Origin of the sequence: Roseimaritima multifibrata (assembly GCF_007741495.1) — a bacterium.
Taxonomy (GTDB): Bacteria; Planctomycetota; Planctomycetia; order Pirellulales; family Pirellulaceae; genus Roseimaritima; species Roseimaritima multifibrata.
Map to the genome: position 1 here is coordinate 2,905,097 of NZ_CP036262.1, position 23,794 is coordinate 2,928,890.

The following is a 23,794-nucleotide window of genomic DNA, read 5'->3' on the forward strand; positions in this document are numbered from 1 at the left end:
TTGTCTAAATCGTAAACGCTGTGGGACAAGCAAGATTCTTGTTGCGAGGTGTTGGCGATTCGTTCTTGTTGGCTGATGGCTTTCTGGTTCACGGATTCGCAAAGGCATCGCCACCGCTTCGAGCCTTAGGGGCCGATTCGTCAATTCATCGATTGCCGTTCTTATCCTGAACGTTTATCAGGATCGGCGGCGTCACCAAAATTATTCTTGAAAAATATCTCCGTTTCGCGCAGCGATTGCTCGGTCGCGTTGTTCTGTTGGTGTCACCCACTCCAGCCAAACGAGCAGAATATGTTTCTTCGCCCCCAAGAACGTCAGATCCCACGACGCAAACGTCTTCAGTATGAGACTCTGTGCAAGCGAAATTTATTCGCGGGGGACGTGTTTATTTCCGAAGATTTTCAGGACCAGTCCGCGGATGGTTTTGCACCGATCTTTTCGAATACAGTATCGAATGGAATCGTTGAGGTTGCCGACGGAGAGTATGCCTACCAATCGGTTTTCGACTCGAATGAAACTCAGACCTTGCTTGGCAACAAGTTTGGGGCGACAGATGGCGTTGAGCTGTCGTATCGTGTCAAGTTTCCCGACGGAATTCCCAGGAACTCTTCAGAAGCACACGACTTCATTGCCGTCAAACTGTCTCGGCTTGTTGCACCCGACGGGACGGATGTAGAGCACAATCTTCAGAATGAACTTTCGGTGTTTCGAAACCCAGATGGCAGTAGCTATTACCAGCTTCTCTTCTTCGCGGAGAAAAATGGGACCGCCGATCGAGTCGATATCGATTTTTCACCCGATCAATGGATTGATATTCGGTATCGGGTCACCTTTAACAGTCCGGGCCTGGCTGACGGATCGTTGGTTGTATGGGTCAACGGCGTGGAAGAAGTCCGACGGAATGAGATGGTTTGGGCCGATGCCGTCACGGATCGGCCAGATAGTTTTTGGGTGGGTGGGCCGCTAACAATGCGAGGCATCGATCCTGCTTCTCCAATGCGGAGGCAACTTGACGATATCAAACTGGTGACAAATCCAAGTTCCACTGAGACCCCTCCGCTTGCCGAATGGACGGCTGTTCAACGCGATCGATATGAAGATGGACGAACTATTTCAGAACTATTGCTTGAGGGGACGGACCGTGACGACAGTGTTGCACTAAATGGAACCTCCACGTCGCTGACGGTGACGGACGGGGTTCGCGAACTGATGTTTGCAGGGGTGGACCGTGTTCTTGTCGATTTGGGGGAAGGGGATGATTTTCTAGATGTGGAGCGATCGCTCGCAGGCGTGATTGGAACCATCTCGAACACCGAATCGATTGATTTTGTCATCGGCCAACTTCCCGATCCAAGCGATCCTTCCCGATTTGACGTTAACGGCGATGGGCATGTGACCCCGTTGGACGCGCTTCATGTTGTCAACGCAATCAATCGCAATGACAATCCGCAAAATATTGATTCGGAGTTCAATTGGCTTGCGGATGTTTCACGAGATGGGTTTATCTCTGCAAAGGATGCGCTCCAGGTCATTAATTTTCTCAATACACAAGTTTCAGTGCCCGTTTCTAGCCCAGACGTCGTGGAATACACTTCATTCCAAGGCGAGACCGTTTCGCGGTATGCGTATGAGGGGAAGCACGTAACGCTGCTTGCGAAATCACCAAATCTTGCCGTCAAAGATATTGATGGACTTATCGCCGAGATCGATCGTGGGTACGAAGTCTATGCACAGACGACTGGACTTGAACCGAGTGACTATGGGCTATCTGTAGGTAAAACGATCATCGCCCAGGTCGATCAGACTTGTGGTGCGGGGTGCGGGTACCTTGGGGTGCGTGGGATCGAAGTCGACACGGAATTTTTTGACGTTGCAGTGGAAGAGTTTGCTTCATCGGGCACTCCAGATCATCTGTTCTTTTATGAATTGGGACGCAACTTTTGGTTTTATCAGTCGAAGTTAGAATTCAACGATCTGCGCTCGGATCATGAAAGTCGTGGCTCCGGTGATTTTATGGTAAATGGTTTCCCTATCCTGATGGAGCGTGCGATTAGTGAATTCTTAGAAATCCCGTTTAGTGGGCCGCCGGAAGGGGCCGGAACGCCTGCTTCGCAAGCTTCCATGGCGCGATGGCTTGACACGTACACGAGCGATCCAGAAATGAATTTCGATAGTGTCTTCTTGGATTTCGAAGGTTCGCTCTACAACGATCCATTAACGGTCGCGGGAAACATTGGCACGATGGACTATTTTTCAGAAATCATGCTAGACCTTGCTCGCGAATACGGAGAACTTGAGTTCCTCAAGCGTTTTTGGCAGGAGGTCGGCAAACGTCCTGATCTAACGGACGTTGACTCAGCGATCAGCAATCTGGTTGATGCGGCCAGCATCGCAGCTGGTGAGGACCTCCATGATCGGTTTATCAATAAATACAAGTGGAACACGATCCGATATACGTCGCGGTAAAACAGTCTTGGATTGACAAAAAACGCATTTAGGCTTCGCTGTTATAGTTCTGAATCGCGATCGCAAGTTCGTTGGCTGTGTTAAATCGTTCTTCGAGTGAGAGCGAAATGGACTTGTTGATCAAGCGAATCATTGCCTGTGGCAGCGGTGAAGCGTGAAGTTTTTCAAGCGTTCTTTTGCTTTGGAATGCCATGTTGGGAACTTCGCCGACCAGGATCCGATACAGACAGGCTCCGCACGAAAAGACGTCGTCGCTGGGCCCCGAATCGCGACTGTTATAAAGTTGTTCCGGAGACATGTATGCGATCGTTCCGCGAACCGAACGCTCATTGGTTAGACCGCTAATTCCCGCGTCCGCATAGATTTTTGCCAATCCAAAGTCTGCTAGTTTGAGGTGCAAGCGGTGTTTATTGCGATAAGCAAGAATGTTGCTCGGTTTGATGTCGCGATGAACGATTCCGTTTTTGTGTAGGTATTGAACCGCTTGAAGGACTCGCAATGTGATCCAGTTTGCTGTACGGATTCGATTGTTCAGCGGAAGTGCATCGGTCAAGTCTAGAAGGTCAATCGTGGGGACGAACTGCATTACCAAATAGGGAAAGGAGCCTTCGATTCCGAATTCAAAGGCTTGGACAATACGAGGATGACGCAGCCGTGTTAGGACGTCGGCCTCTCGCACAAATAGACGCAGACGTTTGTCGGTTTGTGGCAGGTCGCTACGAATCAATTTGATTGCGACGACTTTTCCGGTTCTGCGATGAGTCGCCTTATAAACGCTTGCCATCCCACCACTGCCAAGTAGTTCACCAAGATGGTAGGAACCAACAATTTGGTCGTCGCTGCGGTCACCAACAGAGGCAGCGTTACCGCTGACGCTATCCGCAGAAAAAAAGGCTGATGGTGTGCTTGGTGAGGGTGGGCCGCCGCTTCCGTCCAAAGTCGCAGGCAAGCCAATGGTTTCCGGCGATGGTGATTCGCTGGCCTTTGCTGCAATTGGATTCGCTGAGGGGTTGGCGTTTGAGGTCCGTTGGTTGTTTTCCTGCGGATCAAATGCCGCAGTTTGCTCAAGGGGATGGGGAGTTTTTAGGTTGGAGAGAAGCTCAATGGTCAGAAGCGTATCGCCAACTCCAAAACGATCGCCGTGGCGCAAGGTTGCCCCCGCCATTCGCAGGCCATTGACGAACGTTCCATTTCGAGAATGCTCGTCTAACATTTCAACATGGGGTGGTTCGATCTTAAGCGATAGATGCAGGCCTGAGAGTGAATTTTCTTGCGGCAAAACCAGATCCGCCCGATCGGTCCGCCCTAGTGTCACTTCCGCCGATCGATCGAAAACCCACTGCATCCCGTCGTGCGGCCCTTCGATTACCCGCAGGCGGATCGGCTGTTTTGACCGTGGTGTCGGCGGTTCAAGATCGATTGTCTGGTCATTCATCGATAGGTTGTTTCAGCGTAAAAAGACGTAGGAAGTTTGTCGACTTGCTAATCGGAGAGCGCCAAGGTTGGCAGTCGCAGTGGGCGAAGTTTGCTGTAGTAGGGCACCGTCCGTCAGCGTTCCCCGAAAGCTTAATCCTTCGCGTATTGCGAGGTCTTGAGCCATTCCGGGGTCACTAATGTTCCGTCCCTTCCATTTCCGCTGGAATCCGAAATGTGGTTTCCTTTGCCTTCGTTAAAGTCGTACAGAACGAGCGTGTGGTCATCTGCAACAAAGGGTAGCTGAGGTTCGAAATCGGTTTCATAACGTGCTGATTGCGAGACGCGAACGCTATCGATCCAACCGTTTATCGCTCCTTGCGGCCAACTGTTGATCTGCAAATTCGTGTCCTGGCCAGCCTCATCCAGATCTGCGAATGGTACCTTTGATATCCCCACAAGTTTTCCGTCAACGAACAATTTCAATTCATTGGATCCGTTGGTCACGCCTGCTAAATGGACCCACCGCGATACAATCGACCGATCTCCGGTAACAAATCGATGACCCCATTTCCCATCAATTGTTAGGTCACGGCGAAACACAGGCGTGCCGCTTTCGCGGATACCCAGATAATACCCCCAGAGTCCGAGGATGCCTCGCGTGCCCTCAGGCCGAGGATGCGACAGCTTTACCACGGCTTCCAAGGTCAGGGGAGGTTGTGAGGCATTGAGCGGGATTTTCGGAAGTTCAAATTGGTTAGCTTTCGAGTTTGCACCTAGATAATAGCCTGTTGCATGGGACGGTTGTGTTTTAGTCGTTTTTGAAACAGCGGAATCGGGCTTCGTTTCATTCGGTCCCGCGAACTGCACCCATTGTGGATCGCGAAGCCGGCCCGTGTGGTTGTTGCCGCTTGAATCGATGGCACGGTTGTCGCTGTCTCCGTCTAGGTTGTACAGAATCGCTGTGGTTTGGTCCGCTGTCATTGGTAAGGAAGGGACAAAGGTGCCGTCATATCGCTCACCGTGAGAAATCCGCACACTGTCAACGATTCCTAGCGGCGGTCCGCCGAAATCGTTTAACAAAAATTTGGATTGCCGTTTTTGTCGTTTTGCGACTTCGGGCGACCACTTGTTGGATCCGATGAGTTCTCCGTCAATGTAGAAGCGGACCTTGTCCACTCCATTGGTGACGCAGGCGAGGTGTACCCAGCGGTCGGTGATCTTTTCTTTGGAGAGAATGCCACTTTGATTCCATTTGTTATTCGGCCCCCGAGGCAGTTCTCGCCTGAACTCCCCACGTCCGTCGGGAGAAATGACGAATGCATAATTGAGCAAGCGGGCAAGTCCTCGTTGGTCCTTTCCGTTGGATGGAGCTAGCTTTGCGATCAGTTCGAGCGTAAACGGAGAATCCATGCCGATGTGCGCGGCATCGTGATCGAGACGTTGTTTCAAAGAATCAAAGCGAACCCCGCCACCATTCGGACGGATTTTCGAGGAGTTGTCGACCGTGAGAACGGGGACGTGGGGCAATGGGGCCGTCACAGGGGCTTGAGTCTGGTTGACCGGAATTGGGGGCTCGCCCTTCAGTCGTGCAGCGATCAAACCCAGGTGCAAATCGGTTGCTTCGACGCTTTTAAAGATCTCTGATTTCGGTTTGAACAATTCGGCCCAGCGAATTTGTTTTTTGGAAAATCGAATCCAACGATCACTTTGGGCGGACCTAACTAGACGTGCATCGGCGGGCCCCTGTGGGATGGTCGACTCCCGAATGATACGACCGTCATATACATCGAACGCCGTAAACCCGTCGGAATACCAAAGCGTTGCAATTCCGGATCCCGAATCGAACGAAGGCATCCGATAGGGTTGCGTCGAGCGATCGTAGTCCTTTGTTACCGGAAGATCGAACGAATCACTTTTTGCCCGTAGCAGTGTTTCAGGGCCTAGGTAGCCAGGCGATTCGGTTGGGGATGGTGGCGTTGCGATTGGCCCCCATTCCGTTTCACACTTTTGAAAACTCGATGAATACGCGGCTGCTCCGATTAGTGCGTTGCCGCTGTAACGCCGATTCCCCAGTGGGGCCGGAAGCAATGTGGTCAGGCAGCGTTTCCCGATTCCCAAGTAGGTATGATCCGAAAGTTGCCATTGGTGCGGCCAGTTGGCTAGTTTCTGCATGCCACAGTCAAACGATGTGCTTACAACATGTTCGCTTGATCGAAGGTCAAGTGAGTGAAGGAAAACAGCTGTTGTCGATTCTCCATCGGGGCGACTTGAGGAAGCCAGTAGCAAATGCTCATTTGGGTTTGTGCCGATGTCGATGAAAAAAGGAAGCAAGTCCCCAGAACTCCGAGGAGTTTTGGTCACGGGGGCTATTTTCTCGCGTTCTTCCATCGCAGAAAAGAGGATCTTTTCATCTGGAAATCGGACGACTTGTATGTCACCCTTTAATGACACCAAAGCCAACTCAAAATCAGAGTCCCCACAAACAATCGCATGAACCTGGCCTGGGCAGCGATAGCTGCGAACGGATTGATTCGTTTCAATCGAAATCCTAGCGACCACGCTCTCTCCATCTGCACTCGGACCTGCAAGGCAAAGATTGGATCCATCGGGCGAGTAGTCACCGACGCGGGGAACCCATATTCCAACCGATGTTGCAGCGGACAAGGGCAGGTCTCGTTCAGGAATCCGTTCGACTCCATAGAGAATTCTCTTTAGAGTTTCTGTTTGAGCCGCAGGTAAGATCGTTGCTTCTCGCCCGTTGGTTTCGAAAACGACGGAAAATGGTTGATAGTGCAAGTCCGCGCTTTGCGAGAATCGCTGCGTTAGTTCCTCCGTTAGCAGCCCGCGAATACTGTCACTTAACGTTTGGGATGCCGTTGTTTCATTAGTGTGCCAGTTGTCTTCTTTGTGAAATCGGTTGATTAGTTCGCGTCGGTCGGTGAGGAAATTTACAAAATTTTCGCGGCGTCTTTTCGCGCCCAATAGGAATTGTGAGTTCCGTTCAGTCTGCTGACGTTCCGACTCAACAATCCGAGTCTTAGCGACAAGTCGTTGTGTTTCCGCGAGCTTTCGTGCCGCTGAAGTTGATTTCTCTAGCACCTCACGACTGGCTGATTCAGCTTTTAGGAGCATCTTTCTTTCCGCGTCGGTGGCGATCGCAATCGCCTGACGTTGTTTGCTGATGGTCGCAAGCGTTTGTTGTAAAGACTCCTCTCGCAATTTCGCTTTTCGTGCCTTGGCTTGAAAGAGAGAGCGAGAGCGGTTTGAGGCATTTTTCTGCGAAATCGCGTAGCTCCAACCGGTCGTGCCAGCGATCGTTCCCAACGTCACTGCGAGGAAAAGACTTGCCGCCAAAACAGCTGTGGCTCGATGGCGTTTGGCCCACATCGCGGATCGTCGGATCATCGAATCGCGGCGTGCCGCCAAAGGCCGGTCCTCTAGTAACGCACGCAGATCCTCTTCCAATGCCTCAGCGCTTTGGTATCGCTCCGCGGGGGTGCTATGACAGGCTTTAGCGAGAATCGCCTGAAGTCCCTTGTCTGCTTGAACATTGACCGACCGCAATGTCGGGAACGGTTCCGATTGGATGCGGCTTAGAATACTCGTGGTTGTTCCTTCAAATGGAGGTTTGCCAACCAAAAGGAAAAACAATATCGCCCCTAACGAATAAATCTCTGACACAACGGTCGCTTTGGCATCGCCTGCAGCAAGTTCCGGAGCAAGGTATGCAGGCGTACCCGCAATCTCGTTTGCCGTAATGTTCTTCGACTTCGTAAGCAACGTCGAACTTCCAAAATCGCATAGATGTGGCTTTCCCAAGCCATCGATCAGGACGTTTGCAGGCTTCAAATCACCGTGCAAGATTCCGGTGCGGTGCAGATATGCAACGGCTTCCGTCATTTGCAATAAGCGGATAACCGCTTGTCGTTGATCGGCTGGCTTATGGTTGATTGATTCCGCCAGACTTCCGCCATGAATCATCGGCAAAACTAAAATTGCAAAATTATCGATTTCCATTGCGTCAAACGCGGAAACGATTGCGGGGTGCCTGAGGCGACAACTAATGCGGATCTCCTGACGAATCCGCTTCAACTGCAGCGGGCTCCGATTGGTAGTCTCTGTAACCTTTAGTGCGACGTCTCGTTTTAGTTTTGTATCACGCGCGAAATAGACGACACCAAACCTACCGGTCCCACAAGGACCGCGAAGTTCAAATCGCGAAGGCAAGTCAATCGTTTCGGGAAGTAAAGTCATCGTATTAGTCAAACAATGTGAGCAATGACTGACCATTGTCAGCAACCAGGTTTCCCGTTGGTGTCTGAGCAATTCCGTGTAATGGCAGTTTAAAACGTTTGAATTTTTTTTCCTTCAAATCTAGCAATAGTGTCATTCGTTCCGAGCCATAGGCTGAGTCATAGACTGTAAGGATCAATTTCTCTGATTCAATTAATTCGGCGGATAGGATTTTGTATTCTTGGACCGCAATTTTGAATGTCTGGGAGGGGGGCGCGATATTGGTGTACGTTCTGCTAATCTGAAAGCGTTCGATGTGGTTTGAGTAAATGGAGTAGAGCCCATCGGGGTCGTGGCCGTAGATGTCAATTTCGCAGTTTCGTTCTATTCTGCGTAGTAGGAAGAATTCCTTCTGTACAGCGTCATAACGAATGATCGCATTAGGCTTTCCTGATCCGAAACTAAAGTACGTATGGTTCTCGGAAACGGCGACACCGCTGATGGATTTACTAGAAAATGCCCCCGATTTGACATTGGCTAGTTTCGCCTGTGGCTCATGATGAACCGGGACAACGGTTTGAACTCCAAGAGAATTATCGTGAGTTCCGATTCCCATTTCCGTTGTGCCACGATTTGACCAGCAGATCACTGAGCTACCATCACTGCGATAGCTGATATCTGAAATGACTGGGGTATCTGCTTTGGCCTTTCCACGCCACACGTATGTTCCTATTGGCTGAGTTCGATAGCGAACCATTCCCGCGAAACGCAGGCTGACAACTTGCCCTTTCCAATAGCACTGAACCCAAATCGCTTCGGGGTTGAATGGTGGCATACGGTTGGGATTCGTGTTTAAGGGTTCCGTCACTTGATGCTTGATATCTGCGGGGCCATTCGCTTCTTTAGTGCTCTTTCGTTGAACCATGGGAGGTGGATGATTTACGGCGTCTTTCACCTGCTGTTTGACTGTAACGATTTTGGATTGAAGATCCTGTACGATTTGTTGCTCGTCGCTTAATGCTGTCTGAGATTCTAGATTCTCTTTATTGGCCGCTTCGACTTTTCTAATTGCCGCTGCCAAACGCTCGGTTTCTTGTTCCAAATCTTGTCGGGCTTGCTGCTCGCGAATCTTCGCTTCATCGGACGCGTCACGCGCTCTCGCCGCTTCTTCCACTCGGCGTTCTAATCGCTGTTCGAGGTCCAGGATCCTTTGGGTTTCCTCGCGTGTTTGCGTTTCCAGCTGAGCTGCCGCCGCGGCGTGTTTAGTAGCGGTGGACCATCCGATCAAACTGATTGCTAATAAGAGGGGACCAACGATCAAACAGGCTGCTGCGAGGCACGCTTCACGACGGTTGCTGCGGGCCCACCGCACTGTCAGAGCGAGAGGGCCCAGAGGTCGAGCGGCAACAGGGAGGCCTGCTAAGAATCGGCGGCAGTCGGATGCAAATTCGCCGCAGCTGGAATACCGATCTTTGGGGTTCTTCGCTCTTGCTTTATTACAAATCGAGATCAGATCGCTTGGAAACGACAGGGGGCCCGAACCAAGCGAAGGAGTAACGCCCTGGTTGATCTGCTGGAGCACGACCATCGGCGATCCAGTGAAAGGTGTCCTGCCCGTCAACAATCGAAACATGACCACGCCAAGACTGTACTGGTCGCTTTGGGGGCCGATCTGTTGGATCTCGCCACGCGCTTGCTCCGGGGCCATGTAGGCGGGCGTTCCCAGCACGGTTCCGTCGATCGTTTGCGAGCCATCGTCCTCAATGTTTTTTGCGAGCCCGAAATCTAAAAGTTGCGGTTCGCCACCGCGATCGATCAGAACGTTGTCGGGTTTGATGTCCCTGTGGACGATCGCTTGTTCATGAGAGTAATGAAGTGCGTCAGCAAGTTTGGCGATTACTTCAATCGTCCATGTCATGGGGGCCGGACGATTTTCGTTGACCTTTGACAGCGGGATGCCGCGAACAAACTCGGTCGCAATGTACGCTTGCCCGTTGACTTCGTCGGCGTCAAAAATCGGAACGATATTGGGATGACGCAAACCTGCGGAGGCTTTGGCTTCGGCTGCGAATCGACGCTGTCGTTTAATATCGTTTTGCTGAAATCTTGGTATCTTGATCGCCACTTCACGGTGAAGCGATTGATCGCTCGCTCGCCAAACTTCGCCAAATCCGCCTTCACCAAGTTTTTCTTTCAGTAGATAGCGGCCGATCGAAGTGCCTTCGCTGAAACGACTTGTTGAATCGCCCAGGGCGGTGCCACTGCTGCTGTCGAATGACCGGATACCCGTTTTCGAAACGGAAGATATGACGCCAGCGATCTCGCGATCGGATCGTTCGAGCGGGCGAATGGCGTTAACTAGAATCGATTCGCCGCAGGCTGGGCAGACACCAACACAACCGATCTGGTGTGGGCGAACCGCGACCATTGCCGAGCAAGTTGAACAGTCCGTTGCGTGAGTGTATTGGGTGCGCATCGGTTGGGCCAAGCAATGAAGTTTTGCCTTGCGGTCCCGATTCGTACTATCCACGTTGAAAACGACCGGAATCCCTGTCTGACAGTGGTCGTATTCTATGGAGGGGGGATAAGATACGCTAGTAGATTGGCGGTTGGCCGGGATTGTTTCACCAGGCCAGCACACCTCTGCAGCGATGATTTCAGCAGGATCCAACGAAACGGTCGCGAAAGCGTGGGATCCAAGAGAATGCGATTTGCCTCGATTGCCCACGAATCGGTTGTTAAGAGGTTTTGCTAGAATCATTCAAAGTGAGTTCGAACCGGGGACGTTCGGATTCGGTTCTCTTCGATTTTTGACCTGCGTTTTACCGACAGGCATCCGGATGTTTTTAGAAAATACAGAATCGACGATGATGTCGGTGTTGTTCGGCGTCGCCAGTGTTCATAAAGAAAGCCGCCGGGATAGCTTGGAACGATTTTGCCTGACTTACACCAATCCGCTGGTCCGTTTTTTAGTCGTTACAAAGAAAGTTTCGAGCGAGGATGCGGACGAGATCGTGCAAGAATTTTGGCTGGTTAAACTCCTTGAACCACCGCCTGAACAGAATTTGATTTCGAAATATCTGGCAGCAAAAGACGCAAATTCCGAGTTGAGTTTTCGTCGTTATCTTTCAAAATCGCTTAGTTTCTATTTCATAAACCGATACCGGTCCGCGGACGCTCGGCATGCGAGGAACAATATTGCAATCGAAGCCTTGGAAGGTTGGGAGCCCGAGCAACTTGCCGCGGAACAATTCGAATTCGATACGGAATGGGCCAACCATCTGCTCAATCGAGTTTTGAAGGATGTTCGCTCTGAATGTGTCGCCAATGGCCATCGTGCGAAGTGGGATGTGTTCGTCGAGCTTGTCCTAGTGCCCGGAATGCGGCAGGTTCCTGCTCCTTCTTATGCAGAGCTTGCAGAGAAGCTTGGGATTCAAAGTCCCAAAGCGGTCGGAAATGCGTGGATCACAGTCAAGCGAATGATTTTGAGGCATTTCCAGGCAGCCGTTCTAGATTACCTACCGTCCAGTTCCGCCGAGCAAAGTGTCATTGATGCGGAACATGAGACGCAGCAGGTTCTTGTTAGCTTGGCCGCGCGTGGAGGACTTCGGATCCTGTTGGAGGAAGAGACCGAAAGGTCTAGCTCCCTCTCTCAAACCGCTTCGTTTGCGTTGGGGGGGCCGGTAACCGCTGACATGTTCCGCGATCCTTCGGATTTAGAAGCCGCTTGGCAAAGCGTTTTAGTTACAAAGGTTGGCGACCTGACATCCGATTTAAAGCTTGCTGACACGGATGCTCGATTTGGTGAGTGGCTAAGTACCATGTGTCCGCCCTTGGATGTTCTGGACAGCGTTCGGCGACTTGCAAAGAAACAGGGTAAGCAATCAGCATTGCCATTTTCCGAACAGGATTGTTTCCCGCGCGAAATATGGGCGTTGATCTATCTGCTTGTTCTGGCAATTGCTCAAACGAAGCACGGACGTTATCTGTCAAATACGAAGCCAGAATCGTTAAAACGCCGTATGGTGCCGTTTCGTGACGCCGATTGGATTGATGATGAATCGCGACGAATACTCTCGTGCTTCATCGATACGCATAATCTTTAGTTCCAGTACCGCCGAAATGCCTGCCCGCAAACCACGTTTCTGTGACGTTTTTTGAGGCGTGGTATTGTTTGGGGCGTCGTATTGGCTGCCTGGGGAAAGGTTATGATTGTTCTGCGGTTCGTCTTTAAGCGTTTCTAGTCTTGCTAACATCGGGTGCGTTTTGAATTCCGAAATATTTGGATCCTTGCTGGGATGGCTTTTTTGCGGGCTTCGGATCGTCTTAGTGTTTGGTTCGTTTCAGGCCGCCATGGGGCAGTCGGTCCCTGTGAAAAGGCTTCCTGCTTTCCCCGGAGCCGAAGGGTTTGGGGCGGAGACTCGCGGTGGGCGGGGAGGGGCTGTGATCGAAGTGACCAATTTGGATGATCGTGGTCCTGGTAGTTTTCGTGAGGCCTGCGACGCGGCAAATCCTCGCACGATTGTCTTTCGAACCGGAGGAACGATTACCGTTGAATCAACCATTCGCATTCGAAATCCCTACCTCACCATCGCGGGGCAAACCGCTCCGGGGGGCGGCATTCTGTTGAAAGCCGATCCACGGTTCGACGGGCCCGTGCTGAATGTCGGGACTCATGACGTGGTGGTACGCGGGCTGCGTATCCGACGTGGCCCCACGGCGAAGAAAGGTTGTTGCGGCGACGGTTTGAGCATTACAAATGGACGGACGCCGCCGCATCATGTGGTGATCGACCATTGCTCGATTAGCTGGGCGACGGATGAAAATGTTGAATCGTGGTACGCCGCGAATGATTTAACCATTCAGTGGTGCATTATTTCCGAAGCCCTGCACAATAGCAGCCACGAAAAAGGACCGCACAGCAAGGGTACGATTATTGGATCCGATGTTCGCCGCGTTTCCTATCACCACAACCTGCTTGCCCATAACGTGGCGAGAAATCCCCTGGTTTCGAATCATGACGGCCCCAATCATGTTGTGAATAATTTAGTTTACAACTGGATGTATTTTGGAGCGGAATTCAGTAACGCCATGCAGAAACCGCCTCGAGTCAATTTGATCGGGAATACCTACATGCCGGGCCCTGATACGCGAACCGAGCGGTATGAAGTTTCCCTGTCGAACTATCCAAACGAACCGATGTTCTACGTTCGTGACAATGTGGGGCACCATCGCCCGAATGGGAATGGCAACGAATGGTCGTTGATCGGAGACGGGTCGTCGGGGCTTGGAAAAGACTGGATGCGCGTCGCTGCGGATAACCAGATTCAACGCGATCAACCGTGGCCGGATTCCCCGATCCCGATCACGGTCCATCCCTCCTCCACGGCGGCTGATCTTGTATTGGATCATGCGGGGGCAACGATACCGCAGCGCGATGCCGTGGATGAACGCGTTGTTTCCGATGTTAAGAACAAGACGGGCAAATGCATTGACGATCCTGCTGACGTAGGTGGTTGGCCTTCGATTCGTGTAGGGGCCCCGGTCGAAGATTCCGACCACGATGGGATGCCGGATGCCTGGGAAATCGAACAGGGATTGGACCCTTCCGATGCAACCGATCGAAACGGATTGAATCTTAGCAAGGTCGGGTACAGTAATCTTGAAGTCTACTTAAATGGTCTGTTCGAATAAGACATCGGATGGCACTGTCAGAATGACGTCGAATCGAACAACGCACCAAGTCCGTATGGCGATGAGGAACTTCTGTGGACTCTGAACTTCCCTACTATGGCGTTTTTGACCTGTTCAAAATTGGTATCGGACCTTCCAGTTCTCACTCGGTGGGACCGATGCGCGCGGCCGAAATGTTTCTGGCCGAATTGACGGATCAAAGGTTGCTGAATTCGATCCAACGGATTCGTGTCGATTTGTATGGATCGCTAGCGTTGACTGGAATCGGGCATGGGACCGACGTTGCCGTGTTGATGGGACTGCAGGGAGAGGTGCCCGATCAAATCGACCCTGATTTGGTCCCCGAGAAACTGCGGCAGATCCGTTCCGGTCACCAAATCTGTTTGGCTGGCACGCATTCGATTGGGTTTCATGAGAAAACGGATCTGGTGTTTCATCGCAAAACGTTTTTAGATGCGCATCCCAACGGGATGCGGTTTCAAGCGTTTCCTGATCGGGATTCTGAAAGCGTCGTTCATGAAACAACCTACTTTTCGATTGGGGGTGGGTTTGTCATACGTGGTCCAGCGGTATCCGAAAAGAGTTCTGGCGAGGACGGGGGGCCGGATGCAGGCGAACAAGCGGCGGAGAACCATCGCGGGCAGGCACCTGTGGTTGTTGCGGTACCGTTCCCGTTTTCATCCGCACGTGAGGTATTGGAGCTAACCGAAAAGCACCAGCTGTCGATCAGCCAGCTTGCCTGGGCGAATGAGAATGCGCTGCGGGCAGAGTCGGAAACGCGGGAAGGGATTCAACGTATCTGGCGGACGATGCAGGAATGCGTCGAACGTGGTTGTCGTACCGAAGGGGTTTTGCCCGGCGGATTGAATGTCCAACGCCGGGCCCCGGCCCTGCACCGGTCTCTCCGTGACAACGCTCCGTCGATTGCTGGCGATCCAATGTCGGTGCTCGACTGGGTCGATCTGTATGCGCTCGCCGTGAATGAAGAAAACGCGGCAGGAGGGCGAGTCGTGACCGCTCCGACCAACGGGGCGGCTGGAATCATTCCATCGGTCCTGCACTATTTGGATCGTTTTTGTCATGCGGTCACTCCGCAGACGATCGAGAATTTTTTGCTAACCGCCTCCGTTATTGGATCGCTGTATAAACGAAATGCTTCCATTTCTGGAGCCGAAGTGGGGTGTCAGGGGGAGGTGGGAGTCGCATGTTCCATGGCGGCCGGAGCTCTCACCGAAGCCCTCGGAGGGACGCCCGGTCAGGTCGAAGAGGCGGCCGAGATTGGGATGGAACATAATCTGGGATTGACCTGCGATCCGATCAAAGGGCTGGTGCAGATCCCCTGTATTGAACGCAACGCAATGGGGGCCGTCAAAGCAATCAATGCAAGTCGATTGGCGCTGCGTGGGGACGGAAAGCACTTTGTTTCGCTCGATCGCGTGATCCGCGTCATGAAACGGACCGGCGAGGACATGTCGTCTCGCTACAAAGAAACCTCACGAGGCGGATTAGCCGTCAACATCACCGAATGCTAGGGAAGTCACGAGGGTAAGCCAGAGTGAAAAGTGGCGCCCGGATCATTTTTCGGTTTAGTTCCTTTGTTGAATCCAGTGTTGGCCCGGATCGTAGGGATCTGCTTCTGGGGTGAGGGCGGTTATTGTCAAGGCGATCGCCCCTTCGGTTTGGAAGGTTGGTGCGACGGGTAAATCCATCCCAGGAGAGGTTCCAGCGGAAACGCTCGGCTGGCGTTGCTTTTACTCTCGTTCCCAGACTTTTAGCGATGGGGCCGTTCGGTCGTCGGACAGCATTCCGTGGACTTCGTAGAATTTGTTGCCTTCGATGCGAAATAGGTAGGCGGATTCCTTGGCGGTTTTGGTGCCCGCATTGGGGCCGGTCAGTATCAGACGGTTGCGGTGGATGAAGACGTTCGCTCGGCCGGTATCATCGATTTCGTAATCGGAACGATGCGAGTAGACCACTTTGTCCTGTGGATCATAGACCGTCAGGATGGTGTGGTCGCCGAAGTGCTCTTTAATCGTTTTGAAACGACCTTTGGCTGTCTTGCGGTATTGAACCCATTTGCCTTTGATTTGCTCTGCGGCAGAATCGGTGCTTGCAGCCGGTCGCTTGTCTTCGGCTTGCAGCGGGATCGCCGTCTGGAACAGGATCGCTGAAAGCAGCAGCGGCATCACGAGAAAGAGAATCCGCGTTGATTGCAAACGGGCATGAACGTGCCCGATTGCGCAGATCGGTAAAGAGAATTGGGGGATGCTCATTTGCGACACTGGTTCAAGTCACATGAATCCCCGCTCTCAGGACTGGAGGAGTCCGGGCATGGCCCGCTCCACCGTCATAAGATCACAGGCCGTAAACGCGAGGCGTGCTCGCGTGACGGGGCAGAAATCGCTTTGCAGCGATTGCTTATGCGTTCAGTTTTTCGCGTTCGATGATCGCATCCGCTCCGGTCGTCATGCGGCGAAGCTTCCGAATCACGGTGCTTTTTTCCATTGTCCCGTTTGCGGCTCGCGCCAAAAGTTTTTTAGTTTGGACAACGCGCTTACGGCGACGACGAAGTTCACGACGGCGTTCGGTTCCAGCCATATCAAAAAGCCTTTATATGAATAATATTCGTTAGAGAAATTGGTCAAAGAGTCGTCAGCATACCTAAACATGGCCTCTGAGGGGAGGCCGGGAAATTTGGAGGCGACTAGGGCCGCTTCTTGACCCCTTTGGCGGCTGCCGTCTTCTTTTTAGCGGCCTTTTTCTTAGCCGTTTTCTTCTTGGCGGTCTTCTTTGCTGTCTTTTTCTTGGCCGCTTTTTTCTTCGCCGCTTTTTTCTTTTTCTTTTTCTTAGGAGCCGCGGCGGCTCGTTCTGCCAACAGGTCCAAGGCTTCGTTCAGCGTTAGTTCCTCGGGGACCATTCCCTTGCGAAGCGATGCGTTGGTTTCACCGTCGTTGACGTAGGGCCCATATCGCCCTTCCAAGACTCGAATCGGTTTCTCGGTGACTGGCGATGGGGCATCGAACACCTTCAAAGGCTCTTTCGCGGCAGCTCGTCCGCGAGTCTTCGGTTGTTTGAGCAGTTCGATCGCTTGTTCGCGGGTGACTGCCATCGGCGAAACCCCTTCGGGCAGCGATCGCGTTTCCTTGCCGCAGCGGATGTAGGGCCCGTAACGTCCATCGTTGGCTTCGATCGTTGCGTCCAATTCTTCGTACGGCCCTAGGTCGCGGGGCAACGCGAGTAACTGATGTGCCAGTTCCAGCGTCACATCGTCCACCTGGATCATCTTGGGGATCGACTTGTTTTTCTTTTCGTCGTCGTCGTTTTCGCCCAGTTGCACATACGGCCCAAATCGGCCGTTCTTCAGATAGATCGGTTTGCCGGTTTCCTCATGAGTCCCCAGCGGTTCGTCATCACGGGAGGAGGATTCAAGCAGCTCCAGAGCAAGCGTTAGCGTCAGTTCGTCCGGGGGTAGTCCATCGGGGATACTGCCGCGGCGTTCGCCTTGCTCGAGGAACGGACCAAATTTGCCGACTCGCACGAAGACCTCTTCGCGGTGTTCGCCTTCTTGGGGCGTTCCCATCGAGAACATAGCGGTTTCGCGGGGATCGATTTCGTCGACCTTGGCGGCCAAGCGGGGCTTCAGACCGATCTCGGATTCGTTCCCGCCAAAGTAGAACGCATCCAAGTACTTCAGGCGTTCGGCTTCGTGGCGGCTGATCGCGTCTAAGAAGTCTTCCATCTGAGCGGTGAATTCGTAATCGACCAGAGCGAAGAAATGCGTTTCCAGCATGCGGACGACGCTAAACGCCGTCCAGCTAGGAACGAGCGCTCCGCCTTTTTTGTAGACGTAATCTCTCGCCTGAATGGTTTCGATAATCGAAGCGTAAGTACTCGGGCGGCCGATCCCTTTTTCTTCTAAAATCCGAGTCAAAGCGGCTTCGCTAAATCGGGAGGGCGGCTTTGTGGTGTGATCTTTGGGATTCAGGTCCAGGGCCTTCAGCGGATCGTTTTCGTTGACCGCTGGAAGGAGCGTTTCTTTGTCGGCCAGTTCCGCTTCGGGATCATCACTTCCCTCGACGTAGGCTCGTAAGAAACCTTCAAATTCGATGCTTGTCCCCGAGGCTTGAAAGCGAGCGTCGCCCCCTTCGATGACGATGGTGGTACGCCGTTTCTTGGCGTCGGCCATCTGACAGGCAACGGTTCGTTTCCAGATCAAATCGTACAAGCGGAATTCGTCGCGATTCAATTCGTCGCGGAGCGATTCCGGTTTGCGGAACGTCGTTCCTGCGGGGCGAATCGCTTCGTGAGCCTCCTGCGCGTTTTTGACTTTACTTGCGTAGGTTCGGACTTCGGGGTGCAGGAAGTTTTCGCCGTATTCGCTTGTCACCAAAGTTCGCGCCGCGTTGATCGCTTCTTTGGAGAGCGTCGTACTGTCGGTACGCATGTAAGTGATGAAACCGTTTTCATACAACTTCTGAGCGGCTCGCATCGCATTCCGGGCGGTCAGCCCAAGTTTGCGGTTGGCCTCTTGCTGCATCGTGCTGGTGGTGAAAGGAGCCTTGGGCCGTTCGGTGAACGGTTTGAAATCGACTCGGCTGACGCTGAAGGAGACTTCGTTCAGGCGTGTCGCCAGTGCCTCCGCCGCTGCCTGGTCCATTTGCAGGAGTTCCGGATTTTTTAGTTTCCCGGTGTCGGCATCAAAGTCTTTCCCGGTCGGGATCTTTCGTCCGCCCACGGAAACCAGCGTCGCTGGGAAGCTTTGCGGTTTGCCCGTTTCGAAGACCGCTTCTAGGTCCCAGTAAGATGCGGAATGGAAAGCCATTCGTTCGCGTTCGCGTTCCACGATCAGGCGAACCGCGACGCTCTGGACACGTCCAGCCGAAAGCCCTCGACCGATTTTCCGCCACAGCAGCTGCGAAACGTCGTATCCGTACAGGCGATCCAAGATCCGCCGAGTTTCCTGAGCGTTGACCAGACCGGAATCGATTTCTCGAGGCGAAGCGAGTGCGGATTCAATCGCTTCTTTTGTGATTTCGTGAAATACCAGGCGGTGAACAGGGACCTTTGGCTTGAGCAGTTCCTGCAGATGCCAACTGATCGCTTCTCCTTCGCGGTCCTCGTCCGTCGCGAGATAGAGTTGGTCGCAATCTTTGAGGGCGTCTTTGAGCTTTTTGACCTGCTTCTTTTTATCGTCGGGAACGATGTAGACCGGTTCAAAACCGTCGTTGACGTTGACTCCCAGGTACGCCCACTCCTCCGATTTATATTTCTCGGGGATTTCTTTCTTTCCACCGGGAAGATCGCGAACATGCCCGATACTTGCTTCCACCTGGTAATTTTTGCCAAGAAATTTGGAGATCGTCCGTGCCTTGGCGGGGGATTCGACGATCACCAACGATTTGCCAGTCGATTTTACCATCTTGGAGTGCAAGCTTTCTCAGGTGGGGGTCGAATATGATTGCCTATTCTGCCAGGTTCCCCTGGTCTTCCATAAAAAAGAATAGGAATTCATTTGGTTTTGCGATTTATAGCGAGTCGACTTGACCGCAAAAATCCTAGGTGTGTACGTTGCTCGGCGGGTTGCAGTTGGAAAAATCGCCTTAAAACCGATGCGGTTTTGCCAGTAGGTGGTAGCGTAATCGCGCTGAAAGCGAAACAATCTGGCTCCACCGAAGCGGTTGACAATTGCAATTCGCCGGTTCCTTAGGTTTGGACCGCAACTGTTACTTGTCAAGTGATCGACTTTTTTTACCGACCAACTGCCGCATTGTCACCGGCGCTAGCACGTTCGTTTCTCGATTGATTTTTGGATAAGGATAAGATGTCCACCAGCCCCTTTGAGATGTTTCGCCGGAACCTCAAGCCGTTAATGATTTTATTGACGATCTTGGCGATGTTTGCTTTCGTTGTGCTGCCCGCGGTCGATAGCTGGATGCGGCAGGAAGGCCCCGGAGGTTCGCCAAGCACCGTGGTTGCTAGTTACCGGGGTGGCGAATTCGATCAGGGGCGTGTCAATCAATTGACGCGGAATCATTACAACACCGTTCTGTTCCTGAACGCTTTGGCCGATCAGACGATCGAAAAAGGGGGCATGCCTTCGGTCCCAGGATTCCAGTATGACCCACAGCAGAAACAGGTCACCAGCTTAGGTATCAACGCCAATCCGTCTGCGGAAGCGACGATTTCGGCCCAGTTGCTTGCTCAACGAGCCGAAAAGCTTGGCTTGGATCTGGACCACTCGGCTGTCAAAGCTTGGTTGGGACAATTCGCTGACAATAAATTGACCGATGGCGAAATCGCTTTGGTTTTAAGAAAAGCGACCGATGGTCAATTGGGACAGTACGACATGCTGGAGCAGGTGAAGATTCACCTGTTAAGCAACGCCGTCCAGCAGGCCTCCCTCTCCGGTTTGGTCGCCTCCAATCGTGACACCATTCCACCGGCCCAGCGTTATGAACTCTTTTTGCGTTTGAATCAGCGAGCCAAAGCGGTCGCTTATTCGGTCCTTGTGGATGACTATTTGGCGAAGACCGATGCCTCGCCGAGCGAAGAGGCCATTGCCCAGCTCTACGAAGAAGGCAAAGAACGTTATCCCGACGAAAATTCTATGGAACCAGGTTTCCGCCAAGCCGCAACCGGGACCTTCGAAGTTGTCTCCGGTGACTTTCAAACGTTTATTGCCCGCCTAGCCGAAGCCCTTCCAGAAGAAACCCTGCGAGCGGAATACGATCGGCAAGTCGCTGCCGGCGGTTTCAAAATTCCTGACGCAATGCCAGGCGAAAACGAGCCAGCAACCGAAGAAGCTGTCGAAGAAGCTGTCGAAGAACCAGCGGACGATTCAAAGCCTGCCGAAGCCGAAATGAAAGAACCAGCGGACGCTGAAAAGCCAGCCGACGCTGAAAAACCAGCGGACGCTGAAAAACCAGCGGACGCTGAAAAGCCTGCGGATGCTGAAAAGCCTGCGGATGCTGAAAAGCCTGCGGATGCTGAAAAGCCTGCGGATGCTGAAAAGCCTGCGGATGCTGAAAAACCTGCGGATGCTGATCAGTCAGCGAAAATGGTTCCATCTTCGGTTCAGTTGGTTGCTTTCCGTCCGCAAGACGATGAAGCCCCTGCAGAAGACGCAAAGCCAGCTGAAGAAGCTAAGCCTGCAGAAGAAGCTAAGCCTGCAGAAGACGCAAAGCCTGCTGAAGAAGCTAAGCCTGCAGCAGAAGAAAAACCAGCTGATGAAACCAAACCAGCCGACGCTGAAAAGCCAGCTGACGCTGAAAAATCTGCTGACGCTGAAAAACCTGCCGACGGTGGGGTGCGTCCTTTTGAGGAAGTGAAAGAGCAGATCGCTCAGCAGCTAGTGACCTCCGACGCGTTCACCGAACTGCGTGCATCGATCGCGGAAGTCCAAAAGATCATGCGAGATTACTCGATCGAACGTGCGATCTACGAAGCTGAACTGGAAGACGATTACGAAGGCGAAGATGGTCCTTCCGACGAGCCAACCGCTCCGGATCTAGCCAAATTGGCTGCGGACTACAACCTGAAGTATGAATTGATCGGGCCACACGATGCTGTTTCCATCCAGGAAACGCCCGTCGGTGGTTCCGCGATGATGACCGGTCAGTTCCAGATGGGAGCATCCTTCCCGCAGGTAATGTTCGGCCAAGAGGGCGAACTTTATTCGCCCGTTGAAACGATGAGCATGCAGACCGGTGAAACCTACGTTTCTTGGAAGATCGAAGAGACGCCCGACACCATTCCACCGTTGGAAGAAATTCGCGTCGAAGTGGTTAGTGCCCTTCGCTTTCAGCAGGCTCGAGAGATGGCGCTGACCGCCGCCCAAGAGCTGGCCGATAAAGCAAACGCTTCCCCTGAAACGCCTCTGACCGAATTGGTTCCCGAAGACCGTCGCGAATTCGTGTACGAGGATTTGGGAGAATTCCCTTGGATGTTGTGGTTGGGCCCAGGCCGAATGCCAATGATCTGGAATATCGAACAGCTCAATCGTGTTGGCGATGATTTCATGGAACAGGTCTTCACGCAGCCGATCGACGAATATGGAGTCGCTCCGAATCAGCCAGGATCGGTTTATTACGTTGTGAAAACTTTGTCGCGGACGCCTAGCCAGGATGTGCTGCGAGCTCAATTCATGCAGACGACCGAACGCGATTCGGTCCGCGACATGGCTTCTCGTGAAACGAGTGAGCTGTATCAGGCGTATGAAGCGAAATGGCGTAAAGACTTGGACCTGCAATGGAATGAGGATTTGAATCAGTAATGCACTGATTCCGTCTATTTTGAGTGCAACAACCTTTCTAAAGACTTTTTTCTCGCATCCCGGCCAAGTTGGTGCGATTGCTCCGTCCTCGCGGTATCTAGCCCGCGAGATGGTCAATTGGATTGATTGGCAAAATGCGAAAGGGGTCATCGAATACGGTCCGGGGACCGGAGTCTTTACTTCGGCAATTCTCGATTCATTGCAACCAAACGCCTCGTTTTTTGCGATCGAACGCTCTCCTGAACTTGCGAACATTGTTCGCAAGCGCTGTCCGCAGGCAACCGTCTATGAAGATACGGTTGAAAATGTCGTTCAGCTGTGTGAGCGTGAAGGGCTGCAAAGCGTTGACGCAATTCTTTGTGGTTTGCCTTGGGCTTCTTTCCCGGAACCACTGCAAGAGGCTTGCCTTGATGCGATGATGAAAGTACTGAAACCGGGAGGCCAATTTGTCAGTTTCGCGTATTGGCAAGGTTTGTTGCTGCCAGCGGCTCATCGATTTCGGCGTAAACTAGATAATTATTTTAGTGACGTGCATCAAAGCCGAACCGTGTGGGCGAATTTGCCTCCTGCGTTTGTCTATCGTTGCACCCACTAAAATCGTGCAGACGCTTGGCACGGGGTTCGCAATTAACGACTAACGACTGGCGACTAACGACCGGCGACTAACGACCGGCGGATCCTTCCTGCTTGGCAGGTTCGCTTTGCGACGGCCGGTTAAGGGACCTGGCTTTTGATTGCCTCGGTCGGAACCGGATTGCACCGCCGATGGCCGCTACCTTGAATTTGAACACCTTACGAGTCCTAAAAGATCCAAGATGCCTCCTACCGATAGTCGCAAAGATGCCATCGACGACCTTCTGTCGATCATTGGTGACGCCTTAGAGACGGCGCTTCCTGAACAGGATGGTTGCCCCCAGCAGTTGCGGGAGGCGATGCGGTATTCGTTGCTCTCTCCTGGCAAGCGGCTGCGTCCCGCGCTCGTGCTGATGGCAGCGGAGGCTTGTGGCGGAGACGTTCAGCAGGTGGTTCCCGCAGCGATTGCGGTGGAAATGATCCATGCCTATTCGCTGATCCATGACGATTTGCCTGCGATGGATAACGATGCCCTGCGTCGCGGGCGCCCGACCTGCCATATCCAGTTCGGCGAAGCGACGGCAATTTTGGCGGGGGACGCGCTGCTCACCAACGCTTTTGAAGTCCTCGCGACACGGTTTGAACCAGCGTCTGAGCGAGCAACCGCGGTCGCGATGTTGGCGACCGCTGCCGGCCGGTCCGCGCTTGTTGGCGGGCAGATGGACGATCTGGCTGCGGAGACAGATGGGGACCACACTCTCGAACGTCTGCAGGCGATCCACCGGCGAAAAACCGGCGCCTTGTTCAATGTCTCGCTGCAGTTGGGCGCGCTCTCTGCGGGGGCGTCAGACGCTCAGCGAAAGGCGTTGCAGGACTATGGCGACGCACTTGGGCTCGCTTTTCAGGTCATCGACGATATTCTTGACCACGGTGGTCACTCGGCCGAGCTAGGAAAAGAGACCGGACGCGACGCCGCCCGAGGAAAATTAACTTATCCCGCCCTGATGGGGGAAGAATCTGCCCGAGAACACGCAATTCGTCTGATTAATGTTGCAGACGATGCGATTGGGTTATTTGATTCAGCTGGTTGGCGGTTAAACTGGTTGACCAGCTTCGTACTCCAAAGGATTTGAACGGCAC

At 52.8% G+C, this 23,794-nt stretch carries 13 protein-coding genes; 7 read left to right on the forward strand and 6 right to left on the reverse strand.

Annotated features, from left to right (window positions below; translation table 11 throughout):
* The first annotated feature begins 291 nt into the window (after window positions 1–291).
* Window positions 292–2,466 carry a dockerin type I domain-containing protein gene (locus FF011L_RS10595; protein ID WP_145351649.1) on the forward strand — a complete coding sequence of 725 codons (2,175 nt, stop codon included), beginning with the start codon at window positions 292–294 and terminating at the stop codon, window positions 2,464–2,466.
* A gap of 28 nt (window positions 2,467–2,494) precedes the next feature.
* On the opposite strand, the gene FF011L_RS10600 is transcribed toward FF011L_RS10595, so the two are convergent.
* The 3 genes from FF011L_RS10600 to FF011L_RS10610 form a co-directional block, all read right to left on the reverse strand.
* The gene (locus FF011L_RS10600; RefSeq protein ID WP_145351650.1) at window positions 2,495–3,901 is read right to left on the reverse strand and encodes a protein kinase domain-containing protein; all 1,407 of its coding nucleotides are present in this window, start codon (window positions 3,899–3,901) and stop codon (window positions 2,495–2,497) included.
* 131 nt (window positions 3,902–4,032) lie between these two features.
* Window positions 4,033–8,136 carry a protein kinase domain-containing protein gene (locus tag FF011L_RS10605; protein ID WP_218933123.1) on the reverse strand — a complete coding sequence of 1,368 codons (4,104 nt, stop codon included), beginning with the start codon at window positions 8,134–8,136 and terminating at the stop codon, window positions 4,033–4,035.
* Between the two features lie 4 nt (window positions 8,137–8,140).
* Window positions 8,141–10,591: a serine/threonine protein kinase gene (locus FF011L_RS10610; protein ID WP_218933124.1), complete on the reverse strand. Its 2,451-nt coding sequence runs from the start codon at window positions 10,589–10,591 to the stop codon at window positions 8,141–8,143.
* 364 nt (window positions 10,592–10,955) lie between these two features.
* On the opposite strand from FF011L_RS10610, the gene FF011L_RS10615 reads away from it, so the two are divergent.
* The 3 genes from FF011L_RS10615 (at window position 10,956) to FF011L_RS10625 (ending at window position 15,341) form a co-directional block, all read left to right on the forward strand.
* Window positions 10,956–12,221 (forward strand): RNA polymerase sigma factor, encoded by a 1,266-nt coding sequence (locus FF011L_RS10615; RefSeq protein WP_145351653.1) that lies wholly within the window; start codon window positions 10,956–10,958, stop codon window positions 12,219–12,221.
* 223 nt (window positions 12,222–12,444) lie between these two features.
* Entirely contained in the window at window positions 12,445–13,809 is a 1,365-nt protein-coding gene (locus FF011L_RS10620) for a pectate lyase family protein (protein ID WP_145351654.1), read from the forward strand.
* Between the two features lie 74 nt (window positions 13,810–13,883).
* Window positions 13,884–15,341: an L-serine ammonia-lyase gene (locus FF011L_RS10625; protein ID WP_145351655.1), complete on the forward strand. Its 1,458-nt coding sequence runs from the start codon at window positions 13,884–13,886 to the stop codon at window positions 15,339–15,341.
* A 219-nt stretch (window positions 15,342–15,560) separates the two neighbouring features.
* Here the strand turns inward: FF011L_RS10625 and FF011L_RS10630 are convergent, their stop codons facing one another.
* From FF011L_RS10630 to topA, 3 genes are all read right to left on the reverse strand, one after another.
* Window positions 15,561–16,082, reverse strand: coding sequence for a hypothetical protein (locus FF011L_RS10630; RefSeq protein WP_145351656.1), 522 nt, complete (start codon window positions 16,080–16,082; stop codon window positions 15,561–15,563).
* A gap of 145 nt (window positions 16,083–16,227) precedes the next feature.
* A complete protein-coding gene (locus FF011L_RS10635; protein ID WP_145351657.1) occupies window positions 16,228–16,407 on the reverse strand; it encodes a DUF6800 family protein in 180 nt (59 codons plus the stop codon).
* A gap of 106 nt (window positions 16,408–16,513) precedes the next feature.
* Window positions 16,514–19,228 carry a type I DNA topoisomerase gene (topA, locus tag FF011L_RS10640; protein ID WP_145351658.1) on the reverse strand — a complete coding sequence of 905 codons (2,715 nt, stop codon included), beginning with the start codon at window positions 19,226–19,228 and terminating at the stop codon, window positions 16,514–16,516.
* Between the two features lie 402 nt (window positions 19,229–19,630).
* Here topA and FF011L_RS10645 point away from each other — a divergent pair, with 402 nt between their 5' ends.
* The 3 genes from FF011L_RS10645 (at window position 19,631) to FF011L_RS10655 (ending at window position 23,787) form a co-directional block, all read left to right on the forward strand.
* Window positions 19,631–22,081, forward strand: a complete 2,451-nt coding sequence (locus FF011L_RS10645) for a hypothetical protein (protein ID WP_145351659.1) — start codon at window positions 19,631–19,633, stop codon at window positions 22,079–22,081.
* A gap of 19 nt (window positions 22,082–22,100) precedes the next feature.
* Window positions 22,101–22,676: a class I SAM-dependent methyltransferase gene (locus FF011L_RS10650; protein WP_246109855.1), complete on the forward strand. Its 576-nt coding sequence runs from the start codon at window positions 22,101–22,103 to the stop codon at window positions 22,674–22,676.
* A 220-nt stretch (window positions 22,677–22,896) separates the two neighbouring features.
* Complete coding sequence (locus tag FF011L_RS10655) at window positions 22,897–23,787, forward strand: polyprenyl synthetase family protein (RefSeq protein WP_145351660.1); 891 nt, start codon at window positions 22,897–22,899, stop codon at window positions 23,785–23,787.
* Window positions 23,788–23,794 lie beyond the last annotated feature (7 nt).

Excerpts from the sequence above, each read along its gene's own strand:
- FF011L_RS10595 (WP_145351649.1), top strand. The coding sequence starts at position 292 with ATGTTTCTTCGCCCCCAAGAACGTCAGATCCCACGACGCAAACGTCTT.
- FF011L_RS10600 (WP_145351650.1), bottom strand. The coding sequence starts at position 3,901 with ATGAATGACCAGACAATCGATCTTGAACCGCCGACACCACGGTCAAAA.
- FF011L_RS10605 (WP_218933123.1), bottom strand. The coding sequence starts at position 8,136 with ATGACTTTACTTCCCGAAACGATTGACTTGCCTTCGCGATTTGAACTT.
- FF011L_RS10610 (WP_218933124.1), bottom strand. The coding sequence starts at position 10,591 with ATGCGCACCCAATACACTCACGCAACGGACTGTTCAACTTGCTCGGCA.
- FF011L_RS10615 (WP_145351653.1), top strand. The coding sequence starts at position 10,956 with ATGTTTTTAGAAAATACAGAATCGACGATGATGTCGGTGTTGTTCGGC.
- FF011L_RS10630 (WP_145351656.1), bottom strand. The coding sequence starts at position 16,082 with ATGAGCATCCCCCAATTCTCTTTACCGATCTGCGCAATCGGGCACGTT.
- FF011L_RS10635 (WP_145351657.1), bottom strand. The coding sequence starts at position 16,407 with ATGGCTGGAACCGAACGCCGTCGTGAACTTCGTCGTCGCCGTAAGCGC.
- topA (WP_145351658.1), bottom strand. The coding sequence starts at position 19,228 with ATGGTAAAATCGACTGGCAAATCGTTGGTGATCGTCGAATCCCCCGCC.
- FF011L_RS10645 (WP_145351659.1), top strand. The coding sequence starts at position 19,631 with ATGTCCACCAGCCCCTTTGAGATGTTTCGCCGGAACCTCAAGCCGTTA.
- FF011L_RS10655 (WP_145351660.1), top strand. The coding sequence starts at position 22,897 with ATGCCTCCTACCGATAGTCGCAAAGATGCCATCGACGACCTTCTGTCG.